The sequence below is a fragment of the Vibrio hangzhouensis genome, assembly GCF_900107935.1.
GTDB lineage: Bacteria > Pseudomonadota > Gammaproteobacteria > Enterobacterales > Vibrionaceae > Vibrio > Vibrio hangzhouensis.
This window is the reverse complement of sequence record NZ_FNVG01000007.1, coordinates 181,600-204,137: the sequence shown is the minus strand read 5'-3', so window position 1 is coordinate 204,137 and position 22,538 is coordinate 181,600. Positions and strand designations below refer to the sequence as shown.

General features: G+C 47.4%; 18 protein-coding genes, 1 rRNA gene and 1 other annotated feature. Of the genes, 9 read left to right on the top strand and 10 right to left on the bottom strand.

Translation table 11 applies throughout. The features are described 5' to 3' along the window. The 4 genes from C4S60_RS09655 to rluD all read right to left on the bottom strand — a co-directional run. Positions 1 to 221: ribosomal RNA gene (locus C4S60_RS09655) — 16S ribosomal RNA — on the bottom strand; the annotation flags it as partial. Positions 222 to 724: 503 nt separating this feature from the next. Next, positions 725 to 3,298: an ATP-dependent chaperone ClpB gene (clpB, locus tag C4S60_RS09645; RefSeq protein ID WP_103880134.1), complete on the bottom strand. Its 2,574-nt coding sequence runs from the start codon at positions 3,296 to 3,298 to the stop codon at positions 725 to 727. An 84-nt stretch (positions 3,299 to 3,382) separates the two neighbouring features. Then, positions 3,383 to 4,111 (bottom strand): peptidoglycan editing factor PgeF, encoded by a 729-nt coding sequence (pgeF, locus tag C4S60_RS09640; protein WP_103880133.1) that lies wholly within the window; start codon positions 4,109 to 4,111, stop codon positions 3,383 to 3,385. After that, positions 4,111 to 5,085, bottom strand: a complete 975-nt coding sequence (gene rluD, locus C4S60_RS09635) for a 23S rRNA pseudouridine(1911/1915/1917) synthase RluD (protein ID WP_103880132.1) — start codon at positions 5,083 to 5,085, stop codon at positions 4,111 to 4,113. The genes pgeF and rluD overlap by 1 nt, the downstream gene beginning before the upstream one ends. 130 nt (positions 5,086 to 5,215) lie before the next feature. Between rluD and bamD the strand changes: the two genes are divergently transcribed. The 4 genes from bamD (at position 5,216) to pheA (ending at position 9,571) form a co-directional block, all read left to right on the top strand. Continuing rightward, the gene (gene bamD, locus C4S60_RS09630; RefSeq protein WP_103880131.1) at positions 5,216 to 5,941 is read left to right on the top strand and encodes an outer membrane protein assembly factor BamD; all 726 of its coding nucleotides are present in this window, start codon (positions 5,216 to 5,218) and stop codon (positions 5,939 to 5,941) included. Positions 5,942 to 6,058: 117 nt separating this feature from the next. After that, positions 6,059 to 7,522: an MltF family protein gene (locus tag C4S60_RS09625; RefSeq protein WP_425275116.1), complete on the top strand. Its 1,464-nt coding sequence runs from the start codon at positions 6,059 to 6,061 to the stop codon at positions 7,520 to 7,522. A gap of 286 nt (positions 7,523 to 7,808) precedes the next feature. Next, the gene (gene hpf / locus C4S60_RS09620; protein WP_103880130.1) at positions 7,809 to 8,135 is read left to right on the top strand and encodes a ribosome hibernation-promoting factor, HPF/YfiA family; all 327 of its coding nucleotides are present in this window, start codon (positions 7,809 to 7,811) and stop codon (positions 8,133 to 8,135) included. Between the two features lie 121 nt (positions 8,136 to 8,256). After that, positions 8,257 to 8,378 (top strand) — a sequence feature (Phe leader region). Positions 8,379 to 8,389: 11 nt separating this feature from the next. Beyond that, positions 8,390 to 9,571: a prephenate dehydratase gene (pheA, locus tag C4S60_RS09615; protein WP_103880129.1), complete on the top strand. Its 1,182-nt coding sequence runs from the start codon at positions 8,390 to 8,392 to the stop codon at positions 9,569 to 9,571. 87 nt (positions 9,572 to 9,658) lie between these two features. Here the strand turns inward: pheA and C4S60_RS09610 are convergent, their stop codons facing one another. After that, positions 9,659 to 10,312, bottom strand: a complete 654-nt coding sequence (locus C4S60_RS09610; protein ID WP_103880142.1) for a YiaD family glycine zipper/OmpA-like lipoprotein — start codon at positions 10,310 to 10,312, stop codon at positions 9,659 to 9,661. Positions 10,313 to 10,507: 195 nt separating this feature from the next. On the opposite strand from C4S60_RS09610, the gene yjjX reads away from it, so the two are divergent. After that, complete coding sequence (yjjX, locus tag C4S60_RS09605; protein ID WP_103880128.1) at positions 10,508 to 11,023, top strand: inosine/xanthosine triphosphatase; 516 nt, start codon at positions 10,508 to 10,510, stop codon at positions 11,021 to 11,023. A gap of 31 nt (positions 11,024 to 11,054) precedes the next feature. Here the strand turns inward: yjjX and trpR are convergent, their stop codons facing one another. Continuing rightward, positions 11,055 to 11,342 (bottom strand): trp operon repressor, encoded by a 288-nt coding sequence (gene trpR / locus C4S60_RS09600; RefSeq protein WP_103880127.1) that lies wholly within the window; start codon positions 11,340 to 11,342, stop codon positions 11,055 to 11,057. A 72-nt stretch (positions 11,343 to 11,414) separates the two neighbouring features. Next, positions 11,415 to 13,358 carry a murein transglycosylase gene (gene sltY / locus C4S60_RS09595; RefSeq protein ID WP_103880126.1) on the bottom strand — a complete coding sequence of 648 codons (1,944 nt, stop codon included), beginning with the start codon at positions 13,356 to 13,358 and terminating at the stop codon, positions 11,415 to 11,417. Positions 13,359 to 13,711: 353 nt separating this feature from the next. Here sltY and ettA point away from each other — a divergent pair, with 353 nt between their 5' ends. After that, entirely contained in the window at positions 13,712 to 15,379 is a 1,668-nt protein-coding gene (ettA, locus tag C4S60_RS09590) for an energy-dependent translational throttle protein EttA (protein WP_103880125.1), read from the top strand. Between the two features lie 147 nt (positions 15,380 to 15,526). Beyond that, a complete protein-coding gene (locus tag C4S60_RS09585) occupies positions 15,527 to 16,534 on the top strand; it encodes a M23 family metallopeptidase (RefSeq protein WP_103880124.1) in 1,008 nt (335 codons plus the stop codon). Positions 16,535 to 16,581: 47 nt separating this feature from the next. Here C4S60_RS09585 and tyrA read toward each other — a convergent pair whose 3' ends face one another. Together tyrA and C4S60_RS09575 are read right to left on the bottom strand one after the other, a co-directional pair. After that, positions 16,582 to 17,709, bottom strand: coding sequence for a bifunctional chorismate mutase/prephenate dehydrogenase (tyrA, locus tag C4S60_RS09580; RefSeq protein WP_103880141.1), 1,128 nt, complete (start codon positions 17,707 to 17,709; stop codon positions 16,582 to 16,584). An 8-nt stretch (positions 17,710 to 17,717) separates the two neighbouring features. Next, on the bottom strand, positions 17,718 to 18,791 hold the full coding sequence (locus tag C4S60_RS09575; RefSeq protein ID WP_103880140.1) for a 3-deoxy-7-phosphoheptulonate synthase: 1,074 nt from the start codon (positions 18,789 to 18,791) through the stop codon (positions 17,718 to 17,720). Between the two features lie 251 nt (positions 18,792 to 19,042). Between C4S60_RS09575 and C4S60_RS09570 the strand changes: the two genes are divergently transcribed. Beyond that, positions 19,043 to 20,746 carry a sensor histidine kinase gene (locus C4S60_RS09570; RefSeq protein WP_103880123.1) on the top strand — a complete coding sequence of 568 codons (1,704 nt, stop codon included), beginning with the start codon at positions 19,043 to 19,045 and terminating at the stop codon, positions 20,744 to 20,746. Next, positions 20,743 to 21,468: a two-component system response regulator BtsR gene (gene btsR / locus C4S60_RS09565; protein WP_103880122.1), complete on the top strand. Its 726-nt coding sequence runs from the start codon at positions 20,743 to 20,745 to the stop codon at positions 21,466 to 21,468. Before C4S60_RS09570 ends, btsR begins: the two co-directional genes overlap by 4 nt. 66 nt (positions 21,469 to 21,534) lie before the next feature. On the opposite strand, the gene nagZ is transcribed toward btsR, so the two are convergent. After that, positions 21,535 to 22,518: a beta-N-acetylhexosaminidase gene (gene nagZ, locus C4S60_RS09560; RefSeq protein ID WP_103880121.1), complete on the bottom strand. Its 984-nt coding sequence runs from the start codon at positions 22,516 to 22,518 to the stop codon at positions 21,535 to 21,537. Positions 22,519 to 22,538 lie beyond the last annotated feature (20 nt).

Genomic DNA, 22,538 nt, shown 5'->3' with positions numbered 1-22,538 from the left:
CGAAGGTCCCCCTCTTTGCTCCGTAGAGATTATGCGGTATTAGCCATCGTTTCCAATGGTTATCCCCCACATCAAGGCATATTCCCAGGCATTACTCACCCGTCCGCCGCTCGACGCCGTTAACGTCACCCGAAGGGTCAGTTAACTCGTTTCCGCTCGACTTGCATGTGTTAGGCCTGCCGCCAGCGTTCAATCTGAGCCATGATCAAACTCTTCAATTTAAGATTTTGTCGGCTCAATGAATACTGAACATTACATAAAGTAATGTTTGAATTGACTGTGCTGAGTCTTTCGACTCAATGGTCACTTCGTTTCATTGAAACCTAATTTGATACCGAGGTATCTAATTTGATTATCATCAACGAGTGCCCACACAGATTGATAGGTCTATATTTTTAAAGAACATGTTTCAAACTCAACCCCATGGGCTTTGCTCAAAACGGACGGTCATTTTAGCGAGTTAAGTCATCGTGTCAACCACTTTTTCTAACTTATTTCGCCAAGCTTCGAGAGCTTGATGACCTTCTGACTCGTTGTTGGCTTTCGTTTGCCTTTCCCGTGTCAGCGAGGGGGCATTATAGAGATCGCGATTGTCTTGGCAACCCCTAAATTGAATTAAATTAACTTTTTTGAATCGTTCGAACACAAAAGAACCAAAGAGACGAAAAAAGACACAAAAAAGGGGAGTAAACCTCCCCTTTTACCTTACTTTAGCTACTTAGGGCTATTGGCCGACCGCTATCTTATCGTTATTAACGATTAAACGGACTGGTTTGCTTGGATCCACTTTGCCCGCCAAAATCTCTTTTGCTAATGGATTCTCAATACTTTGCTGAATAGCTCGTTTAAGTGGTCTTGCACCATAGACTGGGTCATAACCGACTTTGGCAATATAGTCTAAAGCCGCTTCAGCGACGACCAGTTGATAGCCACTGTCTTCCATCCGCTTACCAAGACGCTTGAGCTGGATACCAGCAATTGACTTAATGTGCTCTGCACCTAGAGGGTGGAAAACGACACTCTCGTCAACACGGTTTAGGAACTCAGGCCTGAAGTGAGACGTTACGACGTCCATCACTTCACGCTTGATACCCTCGTAATCAAGCACCTGGAAGTTTTCCTGAATGCGAGTCGAACCCAGGTTCGAGGTCATGATGACCACGGTATTTCTAAAGTCGACCGTTCGACCTTGTCCATCAGTAAGACGCCCATCGTCCAGTACCTGAAGCAAGATATTGAATACATCTGGGTGTGCCTTCTCAACTTCATCCAATAAAATGACCGAGTATGGTTTGCGACGCACCGCTTCGGTTAAGTACCCACCTTCTTCATATCCGACATAGCCCGGAGGCGCTCCGACTAAACGAGCGACGGAATGTTTCTCCATAAACTCAGACATATCGATGCGTACCATCGCTTCTTCACTATCGAACATAAAACTGGCCAGCGTTTTACACAGTTCGGTTTTCCCCACCCCCGTCGGTCCAAGGAATAGGAACGAACCTATAGGTCTGTTTGGATCTGCAAGCCCTGCCCGACTACGTCGAATCGCATCTGAGACCACCTCAACCGCTTCGGCCTGTCCGACAACGCGTTTATGCAAGACCTCTTCCATTCTAAGTAGTTTGTCTTTCTCTGCTTCTAACATCTTAGAAACAGGGATTCCCGTTTGCTTAGAAAGCACTTCGGCAATCTCGGCATCGGTGACTTTATTGCGTAGCAAACTCATTTCTTGCATTTCTGCTTGCGTTGCCAGATCAAGCTGCTTTTCAAGTTCAGGAATTCGTCCATATTGCAGCTCAGACATGCGATTCAAATCACCCGCTCGTCGCGCTACGTCCATGTCGAGTCTCGCTTGCTCCAGTTCTGATTTGATGTGTTGCGTACCAGAAAGTGCTGCCTTCTCAGCATTCCATACTTCTTCCAACTCGGCATAATCGCGTTCTTTCGATTCAAGCTCTTCATTCAGAGCTGAGAGACGCTTTTCGCTGGCCTCGTCTGACTCATTTTTAAGCGCTTGCTGCTCTATTTTCAGCTGAATAATTTTTCGTTCCAGCTTATCCAGTGATTCTGGTTTCGAGTCAATTTGGAGTCGAATGCTCGATGCAGCCTCGTCAATCAGATCAATCGCTTTATCGGGGAGTTGTCTGTCGGTTACATAACGATGAGACAAACTCGCTGCAGCAACGATGGCCGGGTCAGTTATTTCGACATGGTGATGGAGCTCGTAACGCTCTTTCAGTCCGCGTAAGATGGCAACTGTGTCTTCCACTGTCGGTTCATCCACCAGCACTTTTTGGAATCGACGCTCCAGAGCGGCATCTTTCTCTATATACTGGCGATACTCATCTAACGTGGTAGCGCCGACGCAGTGAAGCTCACCACGAGCGAGCGCCGGTTTGAGCATGTTACCTGCGTCCATGGACCCCTCACCCTTACCGGCACCAACCATAGTATGAAGTTCATCGATAAACAGGATGATATTACCTTCTTCTTTCGCCAGTTCGCTCAGTACCGACTTAAGGCGCTCCTCAAATTCCCCCCGATACTTAGCCCCCGCTACCAGCGACCCCATATCCAAGGAGAGTACTCGACGACCACGTAAACCTTCAGGTACCTCGTTGTTGACTATTCGTTGAGCCAAACCTTCAACAATCGCTGTTTTACCTACCCCGGGCTCACCGATAATTACCGGATTATTTTTGGTACGACGCTGCAACACCTGAATAGTGCGACGAATTTCATCATCGCGACCAATCACAGGATCGAGCTTTCCTTGCTCCGCCCGCTCTGTCAGGTCAATCGTGAACTTTTCTAGTGCCTGACGTTTGTCTTCTGCATTAGGGTCATCCACTTTCTGTCCACCGCGAATTTGTTCAATGGCCTGATTGATTTTCGCTTCGGTTAACCCCTGCTCTTTTAACAGTTGACCGAGGGGGCCTTTATCTTCGATCGCTGCAAGCAAGAAAATCTCGGAAGAGATATATGCATCCTGACGCTTTTGAGCAACCTTGTCACAGAGATTGAACAGTTGTCCCATCGAACTGGACAGCTGTACATCACCACCAACCCCAGTCACTTTAGGCAACTTATCCATTAACTCAGAGAGTTTAGAACGCAGTTGAACCACATCAACGTTAAGCATGGTAAGGAGTGGACGAATCGAACTGCCTTCCTGGTTTAGCAGCGCAACCATTAAATGGACAGGTTCGATATATTGATGGTCTCTACCCAGAGCTAAAGACTGAGCATCAGAGATGGCAATTTGGAATTTGCTCGTGAATCGATCTAGGCGCATAGCAACCCCCTTCAATGACATACAACACGATATGCAAATAAGATGGTTACTCGTAGACGAAATTTCAAGATGAGGAAGGGAAAATCAGCTTTTGATCCAGATAAAACTGGCCATTCTTCCTGTTTGACCGTCTCGGCGATAGGAATAAAAACGCACAGGGTCCTGATAAGTACATAAGCCACTTTGGCTGACGTCTTCCACACCCGCCACCTTTAGCTTCATTTCGGCGATTTTAGCTAAGTCAGCTAACCATTTGCCCGAACTAGGGTGGGGTTTAAACGCCACCGAGTACTCCGGATGAAGATGACAAAAGGCTTTACGCACCTCTTCACCGATTTCGAAAGCTTCAAAACCGATAGCAGGACCAATCCAGGCTTGCACATCTGTTTTAAAGTGGGACAGTGCATTCTCCACGATGCCATCTGCCAAACCACGCCAACCAGCATGCACAGCTGAAATCGCAGAGCCGTCTTTGGCGGCAAGCAAAATGGGTAAGCAATCGGCAGTCATCGCACTCAGGACAACACCCGGAGTCTCACAATAACTTGCATCAGCATCTACTACGTCGTCGGTAGGCGCATCAATGACTGCGACGTCTGTTGAATGCGTTTGATTCAACCATACTGGTTGTGATGGCATGTTGGTGGCAGTCACCAAACGCTGTCGGTTGGTGATGACATCTGCGGGGTCATCACCAACATGCATCCCCAGATTCAGGCCAGAATATGGCGCTTTAGACACGCCATGCTCTCGCGTAGAAGTGATAGCGGCAATACTTGGCGCCGTCTTCCAATCAGGGATAAGAGAAGACATTAGTAATCTTCTTCTTTGTTAAGCTTTGTGTCTTCACGCAATGCTTCCGTCATTGCCACCATATCGTCTGGCACCGGCGCGTGAAACTCCATTTCTTCTCCCGTCACCGGGTGCGCAAACTTAAGCATCACAGCATGTAAGGCCTGACGGTCAAAGCTACGGATCATTTGCGTCAACTCTTCGCTTGCACCTCGCGGGATTCGTGCACGGCCACCATATGCGCTATCACCAAGAAGTGGATGCTGCAGGTAAGACATATGGACACGAATTTGGTGAGTACGACCGGTTTCCAGGCGAAGACGGATACGCGTATGTTCACGGAAGTGCTCCGCCACACGGTAATGCGTGATAGCAGGTTTACCCAGTTCATTGACCGCCATCAGCGTACGCTTGGTAGAGTGACGGCCAATTGGCTTATCTACCATACCACCAGCGGTCATTTTACCAATCGCAATCGCCTCATACTCACGAGTAATGTTACGCTTTTGCAGTGCTCGAACCAGGCGAGTTTGCGCAGGTACCGTTTTCGCCACCACCATAAGGCCTGTGGTATCTTTATCCAGACGATGCACAATACCGGCACGAGGCACCTCTGCTATCGCAGGAAAATGATGCAACAGTGCGTTAAGAACCGTTCCATCTGGTGTCCCTGCTCCAGGATGGACAACGAAATCTCTTGGCTTATTGATGACTATAATGTCATCATCCTCATAAACGATGTTTAGAGGAATATCCTGCGCTTCGAAGCGTTCTTCATCTTCTAGTTCAGCTTGAACGGTGATCAGTTCACCGCCCATCACTTTGGTGCGAGGCTTGGTGACCACTTCACCGTTAACCGCGATCTTTCCTTCCAGCAGCCACTCTTTCAGGCGTGAACGGGAAAAATCTGCGAAGAGTTCAGCTACAGCTTGGTCTAAACGTTGACCTAGCTGGCTGTCTTTTACTGTATTTGTTAATTCAATCTGCTGAGCCATATCGAACTTTTTAAAAAACCTTGGGACTAATACCACGAGTGTGGATAATATAGCCCATCATTGTATCCGTTACTGACAAGAAAAGTAATGGAAGCGGAAAAATATTTACGTCAAGGAAACTCGTTCTCGTATGAAACTACTTAAACTAACAGGCTTACTTTCCCTAGCTTTGTTGTTTGGTTGTGCTGACAAAGAAGTCACCGTCCCAGATGTCCCGCCTTCTCAACTGTATTCTGAGGCACAAGAATCACTGCAAGGTGGTAACTGGACATCAGCCATTGAGCGACTCGAAGCTCTGGATTCACGTTATCCATTTGGTGCCTACACAGAACAGGTTCAGCTCGATCTGATTTATGCCTATTACAAGAACGACGATCTGGCCCTGGGCTTGGCAACCATTGAACGTTTTTCACGCCTCAACCCGACTCACGAGCGTTCAGACTGGGTACTGTATATGCGAGGCCTGACGCACATGGCGCAAGATCGTAACTTTATGCACGATATCTTGCGTATAGATCGCTCAGATCGAGATCCAGAGCCCGTGAAAGCGGCTTTCGCCGACTTTGACCGACTCCTGAAGCGTTATCCTAATAGCGCTTATGCGGAAGATGCTCAGCGACGTATGGTTGCTTTGAAAAACCGTCTGGCAAACTACGATCTGGCTACCGCAGACTTTTACATTCGTCGTGAAGCGTGGATTGCAGCCATCAACCGTGCTCAGGAAATCCAAAAAACCTATCCAGACACTGAGGCGGCACGAAAGTCACTGGTACTGCAGAAAAAAGCCTACCAGCAGCTCGACATGCAAGAACAGGTTGAACGTACGGAAAAGCTAATGGAGCTTAATCCGCTGTAACCAAAGCACAGAATCTGGTTCAAAAAGCGCTGCTCATGCAGCGCTTTTTTGTTTGTTGATAGTTGGCTAAATCTCTTTTTCATTTATATAGTTTTCTATAACGCCATCACAAAAGGGATTGTTGTGAAAGGATTTTTACTGTGTCTACTGATCGGAATTATTACGCTACCAGTGAGAGCCCTAGAACTCTCACCACTTAGTAATGCCCCCTACACCGGAGACCTGGACCTACTGGCGAAAAAGGGAGTAATTCGGGTACTCGTTTCAGCCGACCTGGGCTTTTACTATATCGAGAAAGGACAGCCCAAGGGCATCGGGGCTGAGCAGCTCTACCATTTTGAGAAAAATCTTAAAAAAGCCTACCCCAAAATCAAAATTCAGGTCATTCCGGTTCCCAGGGATGACCTTATTCCTGCGCTCGTAAACGGCTTTGGTGATCTGATTGTGGCCAACCTCACGGTCACCAAAAATAGACAACAGGTGGTCCAGTTCAGCATGCCTATTTTAACGGATATCGATGAAGTACTGATTACTAATAGCTCCTACCCTAAGATAGAGAGTCTGAATGATTTGAGTGGTAACGAGGTGTGGGTCAGAGGCAGTTCCAGCTATTTCGAAAGCATTCAGACATTGAATCAGAAGCTGACAGAAAATGATAAACCGCCAGTCTATGTGCAGTACCTAGAAGAAACACTGCAAGACTACGAACTGGTTGAGATGATAAAGCAAGGCTATATTGGTGCCACCGTATTAGATAGCCACAAGGCTCTGTTCTGGAAAAAAACTTTTGAGGATCTGAATATTCACGCAGATATCCCACTGCGTGAAGACGGTGACATAGCCTGGGCAATGCGTATGGATTCTCCGAAACTGGCGCAGCAGGTCAATCGCTACATTAAAACCGCCCGGGAAGGCACCCTGTTAGGCAACGTGATATACAACAAATACCTGGAGAACACTTCCTGGTTTGCCAAGGCCTTAGATCCCAAGAATGTTCAGCAGTTAGACGGCCTTATATCTATATTCAAAAAGTACGCGATACAATACGACTTTGACTTCTTAATGATTGCTGCGCAAGCTTTTCAGGAATCAAAACTCGATCAGCGCAAAGTCTCCCCAAAAGGTGCTGTCGGTATCATGCAGGTGCTTCCCAGCACAGCGCGCGATCCCAACGTGAACATCAAGAACATCAATCAGGTAGAAAACAACATTCATGCCGGGGTGAAGTATCTGAGGTTCATCAAGGACCGATACTTCAGTGACGACTCTATCAGTGACGATGATAAGGTTTATCTGTCACTGGCTGCCTATAATGCGGGCCCTGGAAGCATCTCCCGAATGAGAAGACTGGCAGAACGCAATGGCTACGATCCCAATAAGTGGTTTGGTAACGTAGAATTGATGGCGCGGCGCAACATCAGCTCCGAGCCGGTCACATACGTTGCCAACATCAATCGCTACTTTGTGATTTATAAACAACTTGAGTCTTTGAAGGAGATCAGACAAGAACAGCAAGCGCAAAATAAGGACATTCAATTCTATCGAGTATTGGGTTCTGAGGAAGAAAGCACAACAGAGTGATGACCATCACGCTTTATTAGCGATTGATTTTTAAACAGGAGATTTTTGAAGTCGTACAGATGCGCCAAAAATGGGAGATTTTCAGTGCGCTACTCTTTCCAAGTTAATGACTTTTGACGGAAAGAAAAGTGTTTTCCGCACTCTTCGACACAAAGTTTTGCGTTGGATCACATTTAGATTTTGATGCGAAAAATCACTCCCATTTAGTGATTTGGATCACATTTATTTCACCATGGATAGGTAATCTGGAGTTAACCCATGAGGGATGCAACAGAGGAAAAACAATATGAGAGTAAACATCACTGGTAAAAACATTGAGATCACCTCTGCAATCCGTGAGCACATCGAAAGCAAATTCAAAAAGTTGGAAAAATGGCAAGTAGACATCATCAGTTGCCAGACTGCTTTCAGCGAAGAGCCAAACAAACAGATGAAATTCGAAGCGTCAATTACGGTACCCAAAGGCAAATTAGTCGCTTCCGCTACTCATGAAGATTTATACGCTGCCGTTAACGAGGTAGAACAGAAACTAGAACGACAGCTAAACAAGCTCAGACACAAGCCTGAAGCCAGACGAGCAGAAAAACCAGAACTGGAAGAAGAAGCTGAGTAAAAACTCTTAGTAACACCAAATATCTTATAGCGCCGAAAGGCGCTATTTTTTTGCTTGACGCTCTTCACTCCCTTGCTTATTGTGTGGCTTAGCCAATTGAAAACGTAACTAAACACTCTATGTACCCAATTAATCTGTTCTTTTTTGACTTCTTTTTTCTCCACTAGGCTTGGAGGCTTCTTCGTTTTCGAAAGAAAAGTCAAAAACGAACGGAAAGCCTCCCAACTGGGAGGTTTTTTTATAAGGATTATTCGATGACAGACACAAACTATTCTCTTGAGGACATTCGCCTTCGTTTGAATGAGCTCGACGACCATTTACTGCAACTGCTCTCTGAACGACGCAAACTCAGCATTGAAGTCGCCAAAAGTAAGGTGGAGACCTCGAAACCTGTTCGTGATGCCGCTCGCGAACAGCAATTACTGGTCAAACTGATCACCAATGGTAAAGAGAAGTATGATCTGGATGCACCGTACATCACTAAGATCTTTCACACCATCATCGAAGACTCCGTATTATTACAACAGGTTTATCTGCAAAATCTGGCGAACCCGAATCAGAGTCGCAAGCCCGTAGCCAGAGTTGCCTTCTTAGGCGCCAAAGGGTCGTACTCTCACTTAGCCAGCCGTGAGTACTTCTCGCGCAAAAATACCGAACTGGTTGAGCTCAACTGCGATCAATTCAAAGAAGTGACGAAGACCGTAGAGTCAGGACATGCTGACTTTGGCGTGCTTCCTATCGAGAACACCAGCTCGGGCTCAATCAATGAAGTGTTCGATCTACTGCAACATACTACCTTGCACATTGTCGGTGAAATTACTCAGCCCATTGAACACTGCCTGGTTGCCACTAAAGAGATTCGCCTGGAAAACATCAAAACATTGTATTCACATCCTCAGCCCCACCAGCAGTGCAGCGAATTCTTAAGCCGTCTTAAAGGTGTCAAGCTAGAATCCTGCGCCAGCACAGCTGACGCGATGCAAAAGGTGCAGGAATTAAACCGTGATGATGTAGCCGCTATCGGTCATGCTGCCAGTGGAAAACTCTATGGCCTGCAGTCTATTCAGAGCAACATTGCCAACCAGACAGAAAATCACACTCGCTTCATCGTCGTTGCAAGAAAGCCAGTAGAAGTCTCCGCGCAAATTCCGGCGAAAACGACGTTCATTATGGCCACTTCTCAGGAGGCTGGATCTCTGGTAGAAACACTGCTGGTACTACAACGCTACGGCATCAATATGACCAAATTGGAGTCGCGCCCAATTATGGGGAACCCCTGGGAAGAAATGTTCTATGTGGATGTGGAAGCGCACCGAGACTCAGACTCCATGCAGTGCGCTATTCAGGAATTAACGAAAATTACTAAGTACCTAAAGGTTCTCGGTTGTTACCCGGTCGACAATGTTAAGCCTGTCATTCCAGAGCTAAGCGAATAAACAGACAAAGCCCCGGCATATCACTATGCCGGGGCTTTTCTTATTCACTCATTAAACCCATACCTTGAGGTGCGCGGGTATAACAAATTATTTCAGTGGCAGGATTTTGATTTCCACTCTGCGGTTGCATTGGCGACCTTCTGGTGTCGCGTTTGAGCAAAGCGGGTAACGCTCTCCGTTACCACGAGCGATTGCACGCCCTGGTGCCACCTTCTGGCTTACCAGGAACGAACGGACTTGTTCGGCACGTTTCTCGGACAGCTCCTGGTTGTACTGGGCACTGCCAGTACTGTCAGTAAAACCATCAATAACCAGACTGGTATCCGGGTATTCGACAAGAATACGAGCCACACCTTTTAACGTGTTGTGAATGCTGCTATTGAGAGAGTGTGAGTTACTGTCAAAACCAATCCCATTTTCTAAACGCAACAATAACTGGTTGTCACCAACACGCTCTACCTGAACACCAGAATTTAGTAACTCTTGTCGCAGAGCTTTCTCTTGTTGGTCAAAGTAGTAACCAACGCCACCACCTAGCGCTGCACCACTTGCCGCGCCCAATAGGATACCTCGACTGTCTCCGCCGGAAGCGATACCTACTGCCGTGCCAGCGATGGCGCCGATCACCGCACCTTTGGTTGCGGAGTTAGTCTCATACTCACCGGTTGTTGCATTCTGTCTTTGCGTTGCCTGACAGCCCATCAGAGAAATAAGGCCAAGCGCTACCACTACTTTTTTAATTTTCATTTCCATAATCTCTTACACACATGGCACTCCGAGAGTAACGGAAGTTCATGCTATAAAATTGGTTATTTCCTCAAAGCCCCAGAGTTGGGACTCACATAGGATACCGAAACTCACCGCAATTAATGACATAAATATGGAAAATTTACGTTAAGATTGAATCGATACGTCAATATCATAGATAGGATCATAATGAAAAAAGTAGTCATCGCGTCTTTAAACCCGGCCAAAATCAATGCGGTAAAGAGTGCTTTCGAATCGGCTTTCCCTGAACAGGTTTTTTCGTTTGTCGGAGTCAGTGTACCAAGTGGGGTTTCAGAACAACCTATGAACAATCAAGAAACCCATCAAGGTGCCAAAAACCGCGTACGTAATGCTAAAAATGCGATGAACGATGGCGATTTTTACGTGGGTATTGAGGCGGGGTTAGACGGTCAATCAACCTTTGCCTGGATGATCATTGAATCGGAAGCGTTGGTTGGCGAGTCGCGCAGTGCGAGCTTAATGCTACCGCCATCAGTAGTGGCTCAACTATCACCGAGCGTAGAGCTGGGAGACGTCATGGATAGCACATTTGGTACCGAAAATATCAAACAAAAAGGTGGAGCCATTGCCTTACTGACTCAGCACCAACTGACCCGAAGCTCGGTCTATCATCAAGCTCTGGTATTGGCGCTGATACCGTTTGTAAATCCGCAGCACTTTTGATGCTGCAGAGCGAAACCTACCTAGGTTTCGCTTATTTTAACAGCAAATCGATCAAGGCGTTTTTTTCTGTATCCTCAAGGCGTTTGACTTCTGCAGAACCACGAGTGATGGTCGCTACACCCACTCCTAACATTTGACTGATCTGGCGCTGCGACAAGTCACCTTTTAATAACTCACAAAGAATGTTGACGCGTGCGGTCACCGCCTCGCGCTCATCTGGAGTCAGCAGCATCGTCATCAACATAGCCTGCTGCTCAGTGCTTTGGGAGCGTTGGATGAGGTCGAGGACTTGTTGCCAATCTTGATAATGAGGTTCCATTTATTCTTCCATCAGAAACATCCGGTCAACTATTCTAACCTTAAGGCTGTATGAAATGATAGCGGTTCGCCTCTAGTAGCGCTTATTCGCTTCCTCGTCAGTCAGGAAACTTCCCTGAACACCTAACAGATCCCGATAGTAAACCTGAAACATCAGAATATTCTGAACGTAACCTCTTGTCTCCCGAAATGGGATTGACTCAATAAAAGCGATGGCATCAAGTTTGCCTTCTGACTCCTCTCGCCAGCGCTTCACTCGGTTGGGGCCTGCATTATAAGCCGCGAGAGCAAAAATCCGGTTATCGTCATAGTTGCCGAGCAGTTCATTGAGATAGTGCGAGCCTATCTCGATATTTTTGCCAACTTGGTACAGTTCGCTGCTTCGTTTGTAGGGGATCTTATGTTTTTTCGCTGTATATTTGGCCGTTGCGGGCATGATTTGCATCACGCCTCTTGCCCCGACAGGGGAACGAGCTTCAGAGTCCATTGCGCTTTCTTGTCGTGCCAGCGCCATAAGCAAGACACTGTCGAGATCGAGCTTATCACTGTAAAACTCAAACCACCATTGATGCGCAGTCGGGAATCGCAGTGTCATGTTGTCCCACATTTTTGCGGAGATGGTGGCGACAACACTAAAATGGTGCCAGCGTTTTTTTCCGGCATAAGCGGCTAACATCTGCTTTTCTTGTTCTGACGCGTTAGACAACAAATAGCGCCACTCGGATTTCGCTGCTGCAATCTTGTCCCTGTCTACCAGCTCCTCGATACGTACCAGGCTAACTTGAAACGGGGCGATCGCGTCAGCATCCAGCGTGGTTGTCGAGACTGGATAGACAATGGAATGGTCCAGATAGGTTGCGGCCGCAGCACTGTAAAAATTACGCTGGCCGACGATGGATTCCATACGCTGTGTGCCTAGCTTTACTTCCCCGGTTTTCAGTTCTGATCGTGCCAGCCAGTACTGCCAACGACTGGTTTGCTGCTTATCTAAAGGTAACATTCCGATCCATTTTTCCAACCCTGCCCAATCAGCTTGCTGGACAGCCAAGCGTGCTCTTCGCTCTAGATATACTGTACTCTCTGACTGACTTAGTACCTGATCTCGCCATTTGGCGTCACTAGATGACTCTGTGGTAATGAAACGCATGGCCACATACTCACGCATCGATTGGCGCAAGCCAGCGTCTAACGATTCGACCTTGCTGAGCTGAGCGACCACTGTTTTCGCCTTATCTTCATTACTGCGTGCCAGCTTCTGGAGCGCTATTTCGGTGAGCTGGTCTTTCTGTGGCTGAGAAACATCACTTTTGGCGAAACTGGTTACTGTTTCTGGCGCCTTATACAAAGTCAGAATTTGCTCACCTTGCTTTTTCCCCTGAGGCGTCGTTAGCTGCCGACTGAGATAATTCAGCAGCGCTCCGTTTCGTTGTTCAAATGCCAGAATCATCCGCTGAGTAACATCACTGTCGCTCCGCACTCCGGCCTTGTTCCACACCTCAAACAGTTTATCGCAAGCGTCATCAACACTGGTTCCGCTCAACCACAATTTTTGTGCACCATCAAATGCGGCCTCTCGGTCACCGGTTTGATACTGTGCATAGTGATAGTGACATTGATAACGCTCGCCATTTGGATAGTTGTTTTGAAAGGTCAATATATCCTGCCAACGTTTCTGCCTGGCGAGATGATCAAGATAGGGAGCCCTGATCCGCGTTGAGAAAGGAAAACCCTGATGGTTTTCAATAAAGTCGTTTACCTCCTGAATCGACTTATCAGCCAATTCGAGTGAGAACACACGATAGTCCACATAAGGCGTCAAAGGATAATTCACAATCTTGGGGCGAAGTTTTTGATAGCCCTCTATGTCTTTGTCGTCGATAAGCTTTTGTGCCTGTTCGTAGTCAGCACGCTGCCGTTCGAGCGAGGCATCTGCAGCCAGCACAGATCCGCTCAGAGAGGTAATAATGATAGAGGTTGCGGCAAGAAGCCTCTGACAGTACCGTCCGTTTAGAAACATGAAACCTTTCCCTTCGATGCAATTGAGTGTACTCAGTCATAGCCATCAGAGCTGACGTTCTGAGGGGACTTGAGTAAATGACCAGCTGAAGTATTGTTGTTATTTTTCGTCGCGCTTTGTCAGCGGTAATTGAAGACATGGTCAACCTTCAATTTAAGACCAAATGACCAAAACTGCCAATGGGTTTGTTATTAAGAATTTGTTTCTGAATTTTGGGAGCTGCTAGCCTGACAATGGCACTTTTTTATTGTCGGTGCCTTGATACGCAAGATCTTACAACGAAAATTGAAAGGTTCAGACTGCGTGGTGTAAAATAGAAACTTTATTGACTTCAAAAGTAGGAACGATCGGCAATGGCTGAATACGTCTATACCATGTCGCGCGTGAGCAAAGTTGTGCCACCAAAGCGACAAATCCTTAAGGACATTTCTCTTAGCTTCTTCCCTGGCGCGAAAATTGGTGTACTAGGTCTCAACGGCGCAGGTAAATCAACACTACTACGCATCATGGCGGGTATTGATACCGACATTGATGGTGAAGCGCGTCCACAGCCGGGCCTGAACGTGGGGTATCTGCCTCAGGAACCCGTCCTGGACGAATCAAAAACGGTGCGTGAAATCGTAGAAGAAGCAGTTGCTGACGTCGCAGGTGCAATGAAGCGTCTGGACGAAGTTTACGCAGCTTACGCCGAACCTGATGCTGACTTTGACGCACTGGCAAAGGAACAAGGTGAGCTGGAAGCACTGATTCAGGCAAAAGACGGCCACAATCTGGACAACGCCCTAGAGCGTGCAGCGGATGCACTACGTCTTCCTGAGTGGGATGCACAGATCAAACACCTTTCAGGTGGTGAGCGCCGCCGTGTTGCAATCTGCCGCTTGCTTCTAGAGAAGCCAGACATGCTGCTTCTTGACGAACCAACCAACCACTTGGACGCAGAATCTGTAGCCTGGCTGGAACGCTTCCTTGTTGATTACAACGGCACCGTTGTAGCTATCACCCACGACCGTTATTTCCTGGATAACGCTGCGGGTTGGATCCTGGAGCTTGACCGTGGTGAAGGTATTCCATGGGAAGGTAACTATACCTCTTGGCTAGAGCAAAAAGATGCCCGTCTGCAACAAGAAGCGTCTCAAGAAAAAGCTCGTCAGAAGACCATCGAGAAAGAACTTGAATGGGTTCGTCAAAACCCTAAAGGTCGTCAAGCTAAGTCTAAAGCACGTATGGCACGCTTTGAAGAACTGCAAAGCGGCGATCACCAGAAACGTAACGAAACTAACGAACTGTTCATCCCACCTGGTGAGCGCCTGGGTGACAAAGTGCTTGAGGTGAACAACCTGACCAAGTCATTCGACGGCCGCGTACTTATCGACGACCTGTCGTTTAGCATTCCTAAGGGTGCTATCGTCGGTATTATCGGTGCTAACGGTGCAGGTAAATCAACGCTATTCAAGATGTTAAGCGGCACTGAGCAACCTGATTCCGGTACGATTGATCTAGGTGAAACCGTTAAACTGGCATCGGTTGAACAGTTCCGAGACTCAATGAACGACAAGAACACGGTATTCCAGGAAATTTCTGAAGGCGCTGACATCATCAAGATCAACAACTTTGAGATCCCAGCTCGTGCCTACTGCTCGCGCTTTAATTTCAAAGGCAGCGACCAACAGAAGATCATCGGTGAGCTGTCTGGTGGTGAGCGTAACCGTGTTCACCTGGCTAAGCTTCTTAAAGCGGGCGGTAACATGCTGCTACTCGATGAGCCAACCAACGACCTTGACGTTGAAACACTACGTGCACTGGAAGAAGCGCTGCTTGAGTTCCCTGGCTGTGCCATGGTTATCTCGCACGACCGTTGGTTCCTTGACCGTATCGCTACGCACATCATCGACTACCGTGACGAAGGTCAGGTTAACTTCTACGAAGGTAACTACACGGAGTACATGGAATGGCTGAAGAAGACTCTGGGTCCTGAAGCTGCTGAACCACATCGCATTAAATACAAGCGCATCTCAAAATAAGCACTTGATTTTGAGATAAACTTGTTTTTTTTGAAGAGGGCGCTAATAATAGCGCCCTCTTTTTTGTGATTTTCACCCACAAAATAGCGAAATTAACCGAAAATTTACCACTTTTTATAGACAGGTTGTCAGTTTCGACATTTCACTATGGCAAACAAAATCAAGGTAGTCATACCTACTGATCAAGGAAAGAAAAAAACACTGCGTTTAGGGAGAAAGCGTACAGTAAGCGTTATTCTATTAGCCGCAGCTTTTCCTATTGCCCTTGGTCTGGTGGGCTACTCCTACAATCAGTCGCAAACGGCTCTTAGCTCAACAGAAGTGACTCTTTCCAGTCTGCAACAAGAAAAAGCACTGCTAGAAGCTAAGCTCGAAGAACAGGTGAATGTAACGCATGATCTGTCTCAGGAGCTGGAGCAAAAGCGTGATGAGTTGCAACTGCTGGGTAAACGCGTCAATGATGTAGAAACGGTTCTCGGATTAGTTAATGAAGAGCTCTATGATGTAGAAATGCCTTTGGCCGATCGTATTGATGCCGCCGCAATAGACTCAGCAGTGCGTGCAACCATGTTTCGACTGATCCCCAACGACAGCCCTGTCACCTACCAACGGATCTCTTCGTCATATGGTCGTCGCACCAATCCAATTTCCGGTAAGAGGCAGCTTCACACCGGCATCGATCTCACCTGTAAAACAGGAGAGCAGATCCTGGCTCCTGCAGATGGCGTGGTAGAAACAGTAAGACCAAGTCGTAAAGGCTATGGCAACTACCTGACCATTCGTCACGCTTTTGGCTTTATGAGTACCTACGCGCACTTACATCGCTTTAAGGCAAAAAGTGGGCAGTTCGTGCGAAAAGGTGATGTCATCGCAACATGTGGCAACAGCGGCAACTCGACCGGTCCTCACCTGCATTACGAAGTGCGATTCTTAGGCCGGACACTAAATCCCCAGTATTTGATGGACTGGAGTCCAGATAACTTTGACTATGTTTTTGAAAAAGAGAAAAAAGTTCAGTGGGGACCACTTGTTGAGCTGATAGGCAGTGTCGTCAAACTGCAGATCAACCTGACCAACGCGCCTTATGTCGATGCTTCTCTAAAGACCGCAGTCAACGAAGAGCTGCCAGAGCCCGAGGCAGAACAGACCAATTAAAAAAACGCAGCGTAAACGCTGCGTTTTTTTGTGACCCTTTTGGGATTCTAGCCGCGATGAATCGCGTCATTGGCCTGCTTGAGCAAATTCTGGCTCTCAGACATGAATTGCTGAGAGTAATCACCAAACCAGTCACTGACTTCATTGAACTCGGCAACAAACTTAGCTTTGTCTTTAGTGTCGAGAAGTGCCAGTGCTTCTCCGAATTGCTGGTGAAAACGCTTGATCATATCGATATTTTCATCCGAAGAAAGAATGATGTCACCGTACAAATTAGGATCCTGAGCAAACAGACGCCCCACCATGGCCAGTTCCAGACGATAAATAGGTGAGCTCAGTTTCACTAGCGTATCCAGATCTGGGTTCTGCTGACTCAGGTGGCGTCCGTAAGCAAAGGAGGTAAAGTGACGTAGCGCCTGAATTAACGTCATTCCTTCGTCATGCTGCTCCGCCGAGATCTGACACAAACTCGCGCCCCAAATTTTAAACTGTTCTAACAGCCATTGATACGCATCTTCACCACGGCCATCACAATAGACGATCACCTGTTTAGCCAGGCTTGGCACGTCAGGGCCAAACATCGGGTGCAAACCGACAACGGGGCCTTGATGAGCCTTTAGCATGGCATTAAGTGGCTTAGACTTAATCGAGGTGAGATCGCACAAAATACAGTCTTCTGGCAGGTTACCAAGCTTCTCAATCACACCTTCCGTGAGGTGAATTGGTACAGTCACGACAACAAGACCCGCATTATCTAAGATCTCGTCGGCACGATCCCAATCTTGGCTGCCAAGCACTTTTACTTGATAACCCGACAGCGTGAACATTCTGCCAAATAAGCCACCCAACTGTCCCTTACCACCGACAATCACAACAGAGCGCAATTCCGGGTTTAGGCACTTAAAACCCGAGTCTTTTTCGCTGGCATAAGACTCGCGCATAGTGCGGCGAAGGATGTCCTCGATGAGTTGAGGAGGCACGCCTTTTTTTTCCGCTTCTTCACGACGCGATGCCAGCATGGCTGCTTCTCTGTCAGGGGCATAGATAGGTAAGCCATGTTGGCTCTTTACTTCACCAACTTGCTCCACAAGAGATAGACGCTTTGCCAACAGGTCAAGCATCTGCTTATCAACGTCATCGATTTGGTCACGCAATGCGTTCAGTTCAGCAGCCATGGATGTCATTATTCCTTAATACGATTTTCCAAGAATGGGACCAGCTCAGTATGAGCATGACGTAATAGTGCCTCAGTTGAATCCCAATTGATACACGCATCGGTGATAGACACGCCGTATTGCATTTCACTTAACGGAATATCTGAGCTTTGGTTGCCTTCGTTTAGGTGACTTTCAATCATCAGACCAATAATTGACTTATTCCCTTCGCGGATTTGGTGAATCACATCTTCGGCGACGAGTGGCTGACGACGGTAGTCTTTACGTGAGTTTGCGTGGCTGCAGTCCACCATAAGCGCCGCTTCCAGGTTAGACTTCGCCAACTCCTGCTCGCATTCTGTAACGGAAACAGAATCATAGTTGGTTTGTTTACCACCACGCAGGATCACGTGACCATTCGCGTTACCCTGAGTGGTCAGTAGTGCAACCTGACCTTCTCGGTTGATCCCCATGAAACGGTGACTGGAAGAAGCTGCCTGCATTGCATTGATAGCCGTGGCCAGGCTACCATCGGTACCGTTTTTGAAACCAATAGGCATCGACAAACCACTGGCCATCTCTCGGTGAGTTTGTGACTCTGTAGTACGTGCACCAATAGCTGCCCACGAGAAGGTATCGGCTAGATACTGAGGGCTGATTGGATCCAGCGCTTCTGTCGCCAGAGGAATTTCCATTTCTGCCAGCTCCACCAGCAGCTGACGACCCACGTGCAGACCGTGTTCAATGTCGAACGTGCCATCTAGCTGAGGATCGTTGATCAGACCTTTCCAGCCAACTGTGGTACGGGGCTTTTCAAAGTAAACACGCATCACAATGTACAATTGGTCGCTCAATTGCTCAGAGAGTGCTTTTAAACGCTTGGCGTACTCTTTTGCCGCTTCCACGTCATGAATGGAACATGGCCCACATACCACCAGTAGACGATGATCTTTTTTATGGATGATGTTAGCGATGGTTTCACGAGAATCTTGAATGAACTTTCGTGCTTTTTCGCTCAAAGGTAGCTTTTCTTTCAATTGCTCTGGCGTGATCAGCACCTGTTCATCGCTGATGTTAATATTACTTAATTCACTCTTCTTCATCATCTCACCTGTAAAAATATATTTACACCGGAAACTCCCTTTCACGCTTCCCGGCTAAGCTTTACTGGTAATATACATAGATAAAAAACACATGCAAGCGTAAACTTTGAAAAACATCCAACGTAAAAAAATATTTACAGTAGATATTTCCCTCTTCTTACCAGTTTCAGTTATAACAACCATAAGCTCACGCTGCCACTGACGGTCAGTTGGGTATACAATAATACCCAAGTAACTTCAGGTGATGTGCAATGGACTTAATCATATCTTTATTACAACAAATGTGCGTGTATCTGGTACTCGCCTATATGTTGAGTAAAACTCCACTTTTCATTCCACTGTTTAGTGTGTCTAACCGGTTAAGTCATAAAATCAGCGTCTACGTGCTGTTCTCGTCATTCTGTATATTGGGGACCTACTTTGGTCTGCAAATCAACGATGCCATTGCCAATACCCGAGCCATCGGTGCCGTCATGGGGGGATTGTTTGGCGGCCCGCTAGTTGGGTTCGCTGTCGGTCTGACTGGCGGCCTGCACCGCTATACGCTGGGGGGCTTTACCGATGTTGCCTGCGCTATTTCCACCACCGCTGAAGGGGTGATTGGTGGCTTAATGCACCTCTACTTTATCAACAGGGACAAAAAAGAGGAGCTGTTTAACCCTCTGGTTGTTTTCTACATCACCTTTGCCGCAGAAGTGGTACAGATGCTGGTCATTCTGGTAGTGGCCAAACCCTTTGATCAGGCCTATTCGCTGGTCTCTGCCATTGCCGCCCCAATGATCATCGCCAACTCCGTGGGCGCGGCTCTGTTTATGAGTATTCTACAGGACAGGAAAACCATTTTTGAAGAGTATTCAGCCACCTTCTCACGGCGAGCACTGAATATTGCTGAGCGCTCAGTCGGGATCCTGGTCCACGGTTTTGATTCGCATAATGCCAGCAAGATCGCACGTATTGTCTATGAGGAAACCAACGTCGGTGCGGTCGCCATAACCGATCATGAGAAAATTCTGGCGTTTGTCGGCATTGGTGCCGATCACCATGAACTGAACCGTCCCATTTCGTCACAGAGCACGCTGGATGCCATGCACAATAACGAAATCATCTACCTGGATGGCAAGGAAAACCCCTATCAATGTTCGATTTCACCTCATTGTAAGCTGGGCTCAGCCTTAATCATTCCCTTACGCACTGGTGATGAGGTCATTGGGACAATTAAGCTCTATGAACCCAAACGTAAGCTGTTTTCTACTATCAACATGTCCATGGCTGAAGGGATTGCACAGTTACTCTCCAGTCAGATCCTACACGGTGACTATATCCACAAACAGACCTTGCTCAACCAGGCTGAAATAAAACTGTTGCACGCACAGGTCAACCCGCACTTTCTGTTCAACGCCCTGAATACCATCAGCGCAATTACCCGTCGCGACCCCGATAAAGCGCGCAGCTTAATACAGCATCTTTCGCAATTCTTCCGCAGTAACCTGAAACAGAATATCGAAACAGTCACGCTGAAAGAGGAACTGGCCCACGTGAACGCCTATCTGACCATTGAGAAGGCAAGGTTCACCGATAGGTTAGAGGTGGATATCGACATTGCCCCTGAGATACTGGATCAGGAAGTACCCAGTTTTACCTTACAACCATTGGTTGAGAACGCCATTAAACATGGCATCTCAAATCTGCTGGAAGGAGGGACCATTCGCATCTATAGTCGAAGTACTCCGTACGGACACCAAATCATTGTCGAGGACAATGCAGGTACTTATTCTGAGCCAAAACCGGGACACGAAGGGCTGGGTATGCAAATCGTGGATAAGCGCCTCACCAACAAATTTGGTCGTGACGCAGCGCTAAAAATTGACGTCAAAAAGGACCAACATACCCGAATGAGCTTTATTATCCCCTCGCCATCGATACGCAAAGATAAAAGGACGGCCATTGCGTCATGACACAGTTAACCGCTCTAGTAATTGACGATGAATTGTTTGCCCGTGAAGAGCTGACCGAGCTCCTTGAACAAACTGAGCAGATACAGATCATCGGAGAGGCCAGTAACGCCATTGAAGGCCTTAAAAAGATTAATCAGTTGAAGCCCGACGTGGTATTTCTCGATATCCAGATGCCACAAATTACCGGTATCGAACTTCTGGGAATGCTTGACCCCGATACCATGCCGAAAGTTGTTTTTGTCACAGCCTATGATCAATATGCGATTCAGGCCTTTGAGGACAATGCATTCGACTACCTGTTAAAGCCCGTCGATCCATGTCGATTAGAGAAAACCGTTAAACGCTTGAAAAAGAATGAGCAACAAACCGAAGAGTCATTTGATGCCCTAGCACCAAAGACTCTGGATCAGATCCCTTGTGTGGGTCATCACCGTATCGTAATCATTCCGACCAAAGACGTCGAATTTGCCTACAGTGACCTGTCTGGTGTACATGTACAAACCGCCGAGCAAAAAGCGACTTCTCAATTGACCTTGAAGGTGATTGAAGACAAAACGCCCTTGATTCGCTGTCATCGCCAATTCTTAGTTAACATAAAAGCCATCAAGGAGATCAAACTCCTGGATAACGGACTGGCCGAAATCATTACCCAGACCAATCACCCTATTCCCGTCAGCCGACGCTACCTCAAAGCACTGAAAGAAAAACTGGGATTCCATTAATTCTTCCCTCAGACGAAAAAATCCCTGCCTGGGCAGGGATAACTTTAGCCATTCAACGGCATTAGCCTAACCATCTATTGCCGTGAGGATATTTTTATTGGCCAACTTCCATTGTTCACTTTTCCTCAACTCTGACCAGGAAAAATCGCGTGTTCTCAGCATCGAGTGCGCTTGAGGTACGTGACTGATGGGCAGACTGTCCAATACCTTTATCGAAGATTGTCGGTTATTGCATAACAGCAACATGTCACAACCGGCCTCCAGCGCCTGCTGTGCACGTTCCGCTGGCCCACCCATAACAGCAGCACCTTCCATAGAGAGATCGTCTGAAAAGATGATGCCATCGAATCCCAACTGCTGACGCAGCACCTGTTTCAACCAATAACGGGAGCCACTGGCTGGCTTATCGTCATAATGGGGAAATACCACATGAGCCGGCATCATCGCATCCAACAGCCCGGATTGAATGTGCGCTTTGAAAATCCGCATGTCGTCTTCAAAAATCGTACTGCGATCATCGATAGGCGTTTCCAGATGGGAATCCGCAATCACTCCGCCGTGACCCGGAAAGTGCTTGCCCGTGGTCGCCATTCCCGCTGATTTCATTCCTGCCATAAACGCTGTGCTGTACTGCACTATCGTTTGTAAGTTATCACCAAACGCGCGATTGCCAATGGCCTTACACTCATGTCCCTGATCGAGAACCGGAGCAAAGCTCAGGTCAATGTCATGAGCAATAAGTTCTGCGGCCATCAGCCAGCCAGCCTGATTGGCCAGGGATTCATCCCCCAGGTCTGCGTAAAGAGACGCTGGCGGAAGAGAAGTAAACCCATCACGAAAACGCTGTACACGCCCACCTTCCTGATCAACACCAATCACAATAGGGCCTCTGGCGGCTTGACGAATCTGGCGGTTCAACTCAATCAACTGCTCAGAGTCATGATAGTTGCGGGCAAACAGAATTAAGCCACCCACCGTTGGGTGTTCCAGCATTTCCCGATCTTCTGCTGTCAGCTCATACCCTTCCACATCAAGCCATAACGGTCCCATAATTGCTCCTCTGCAAATTT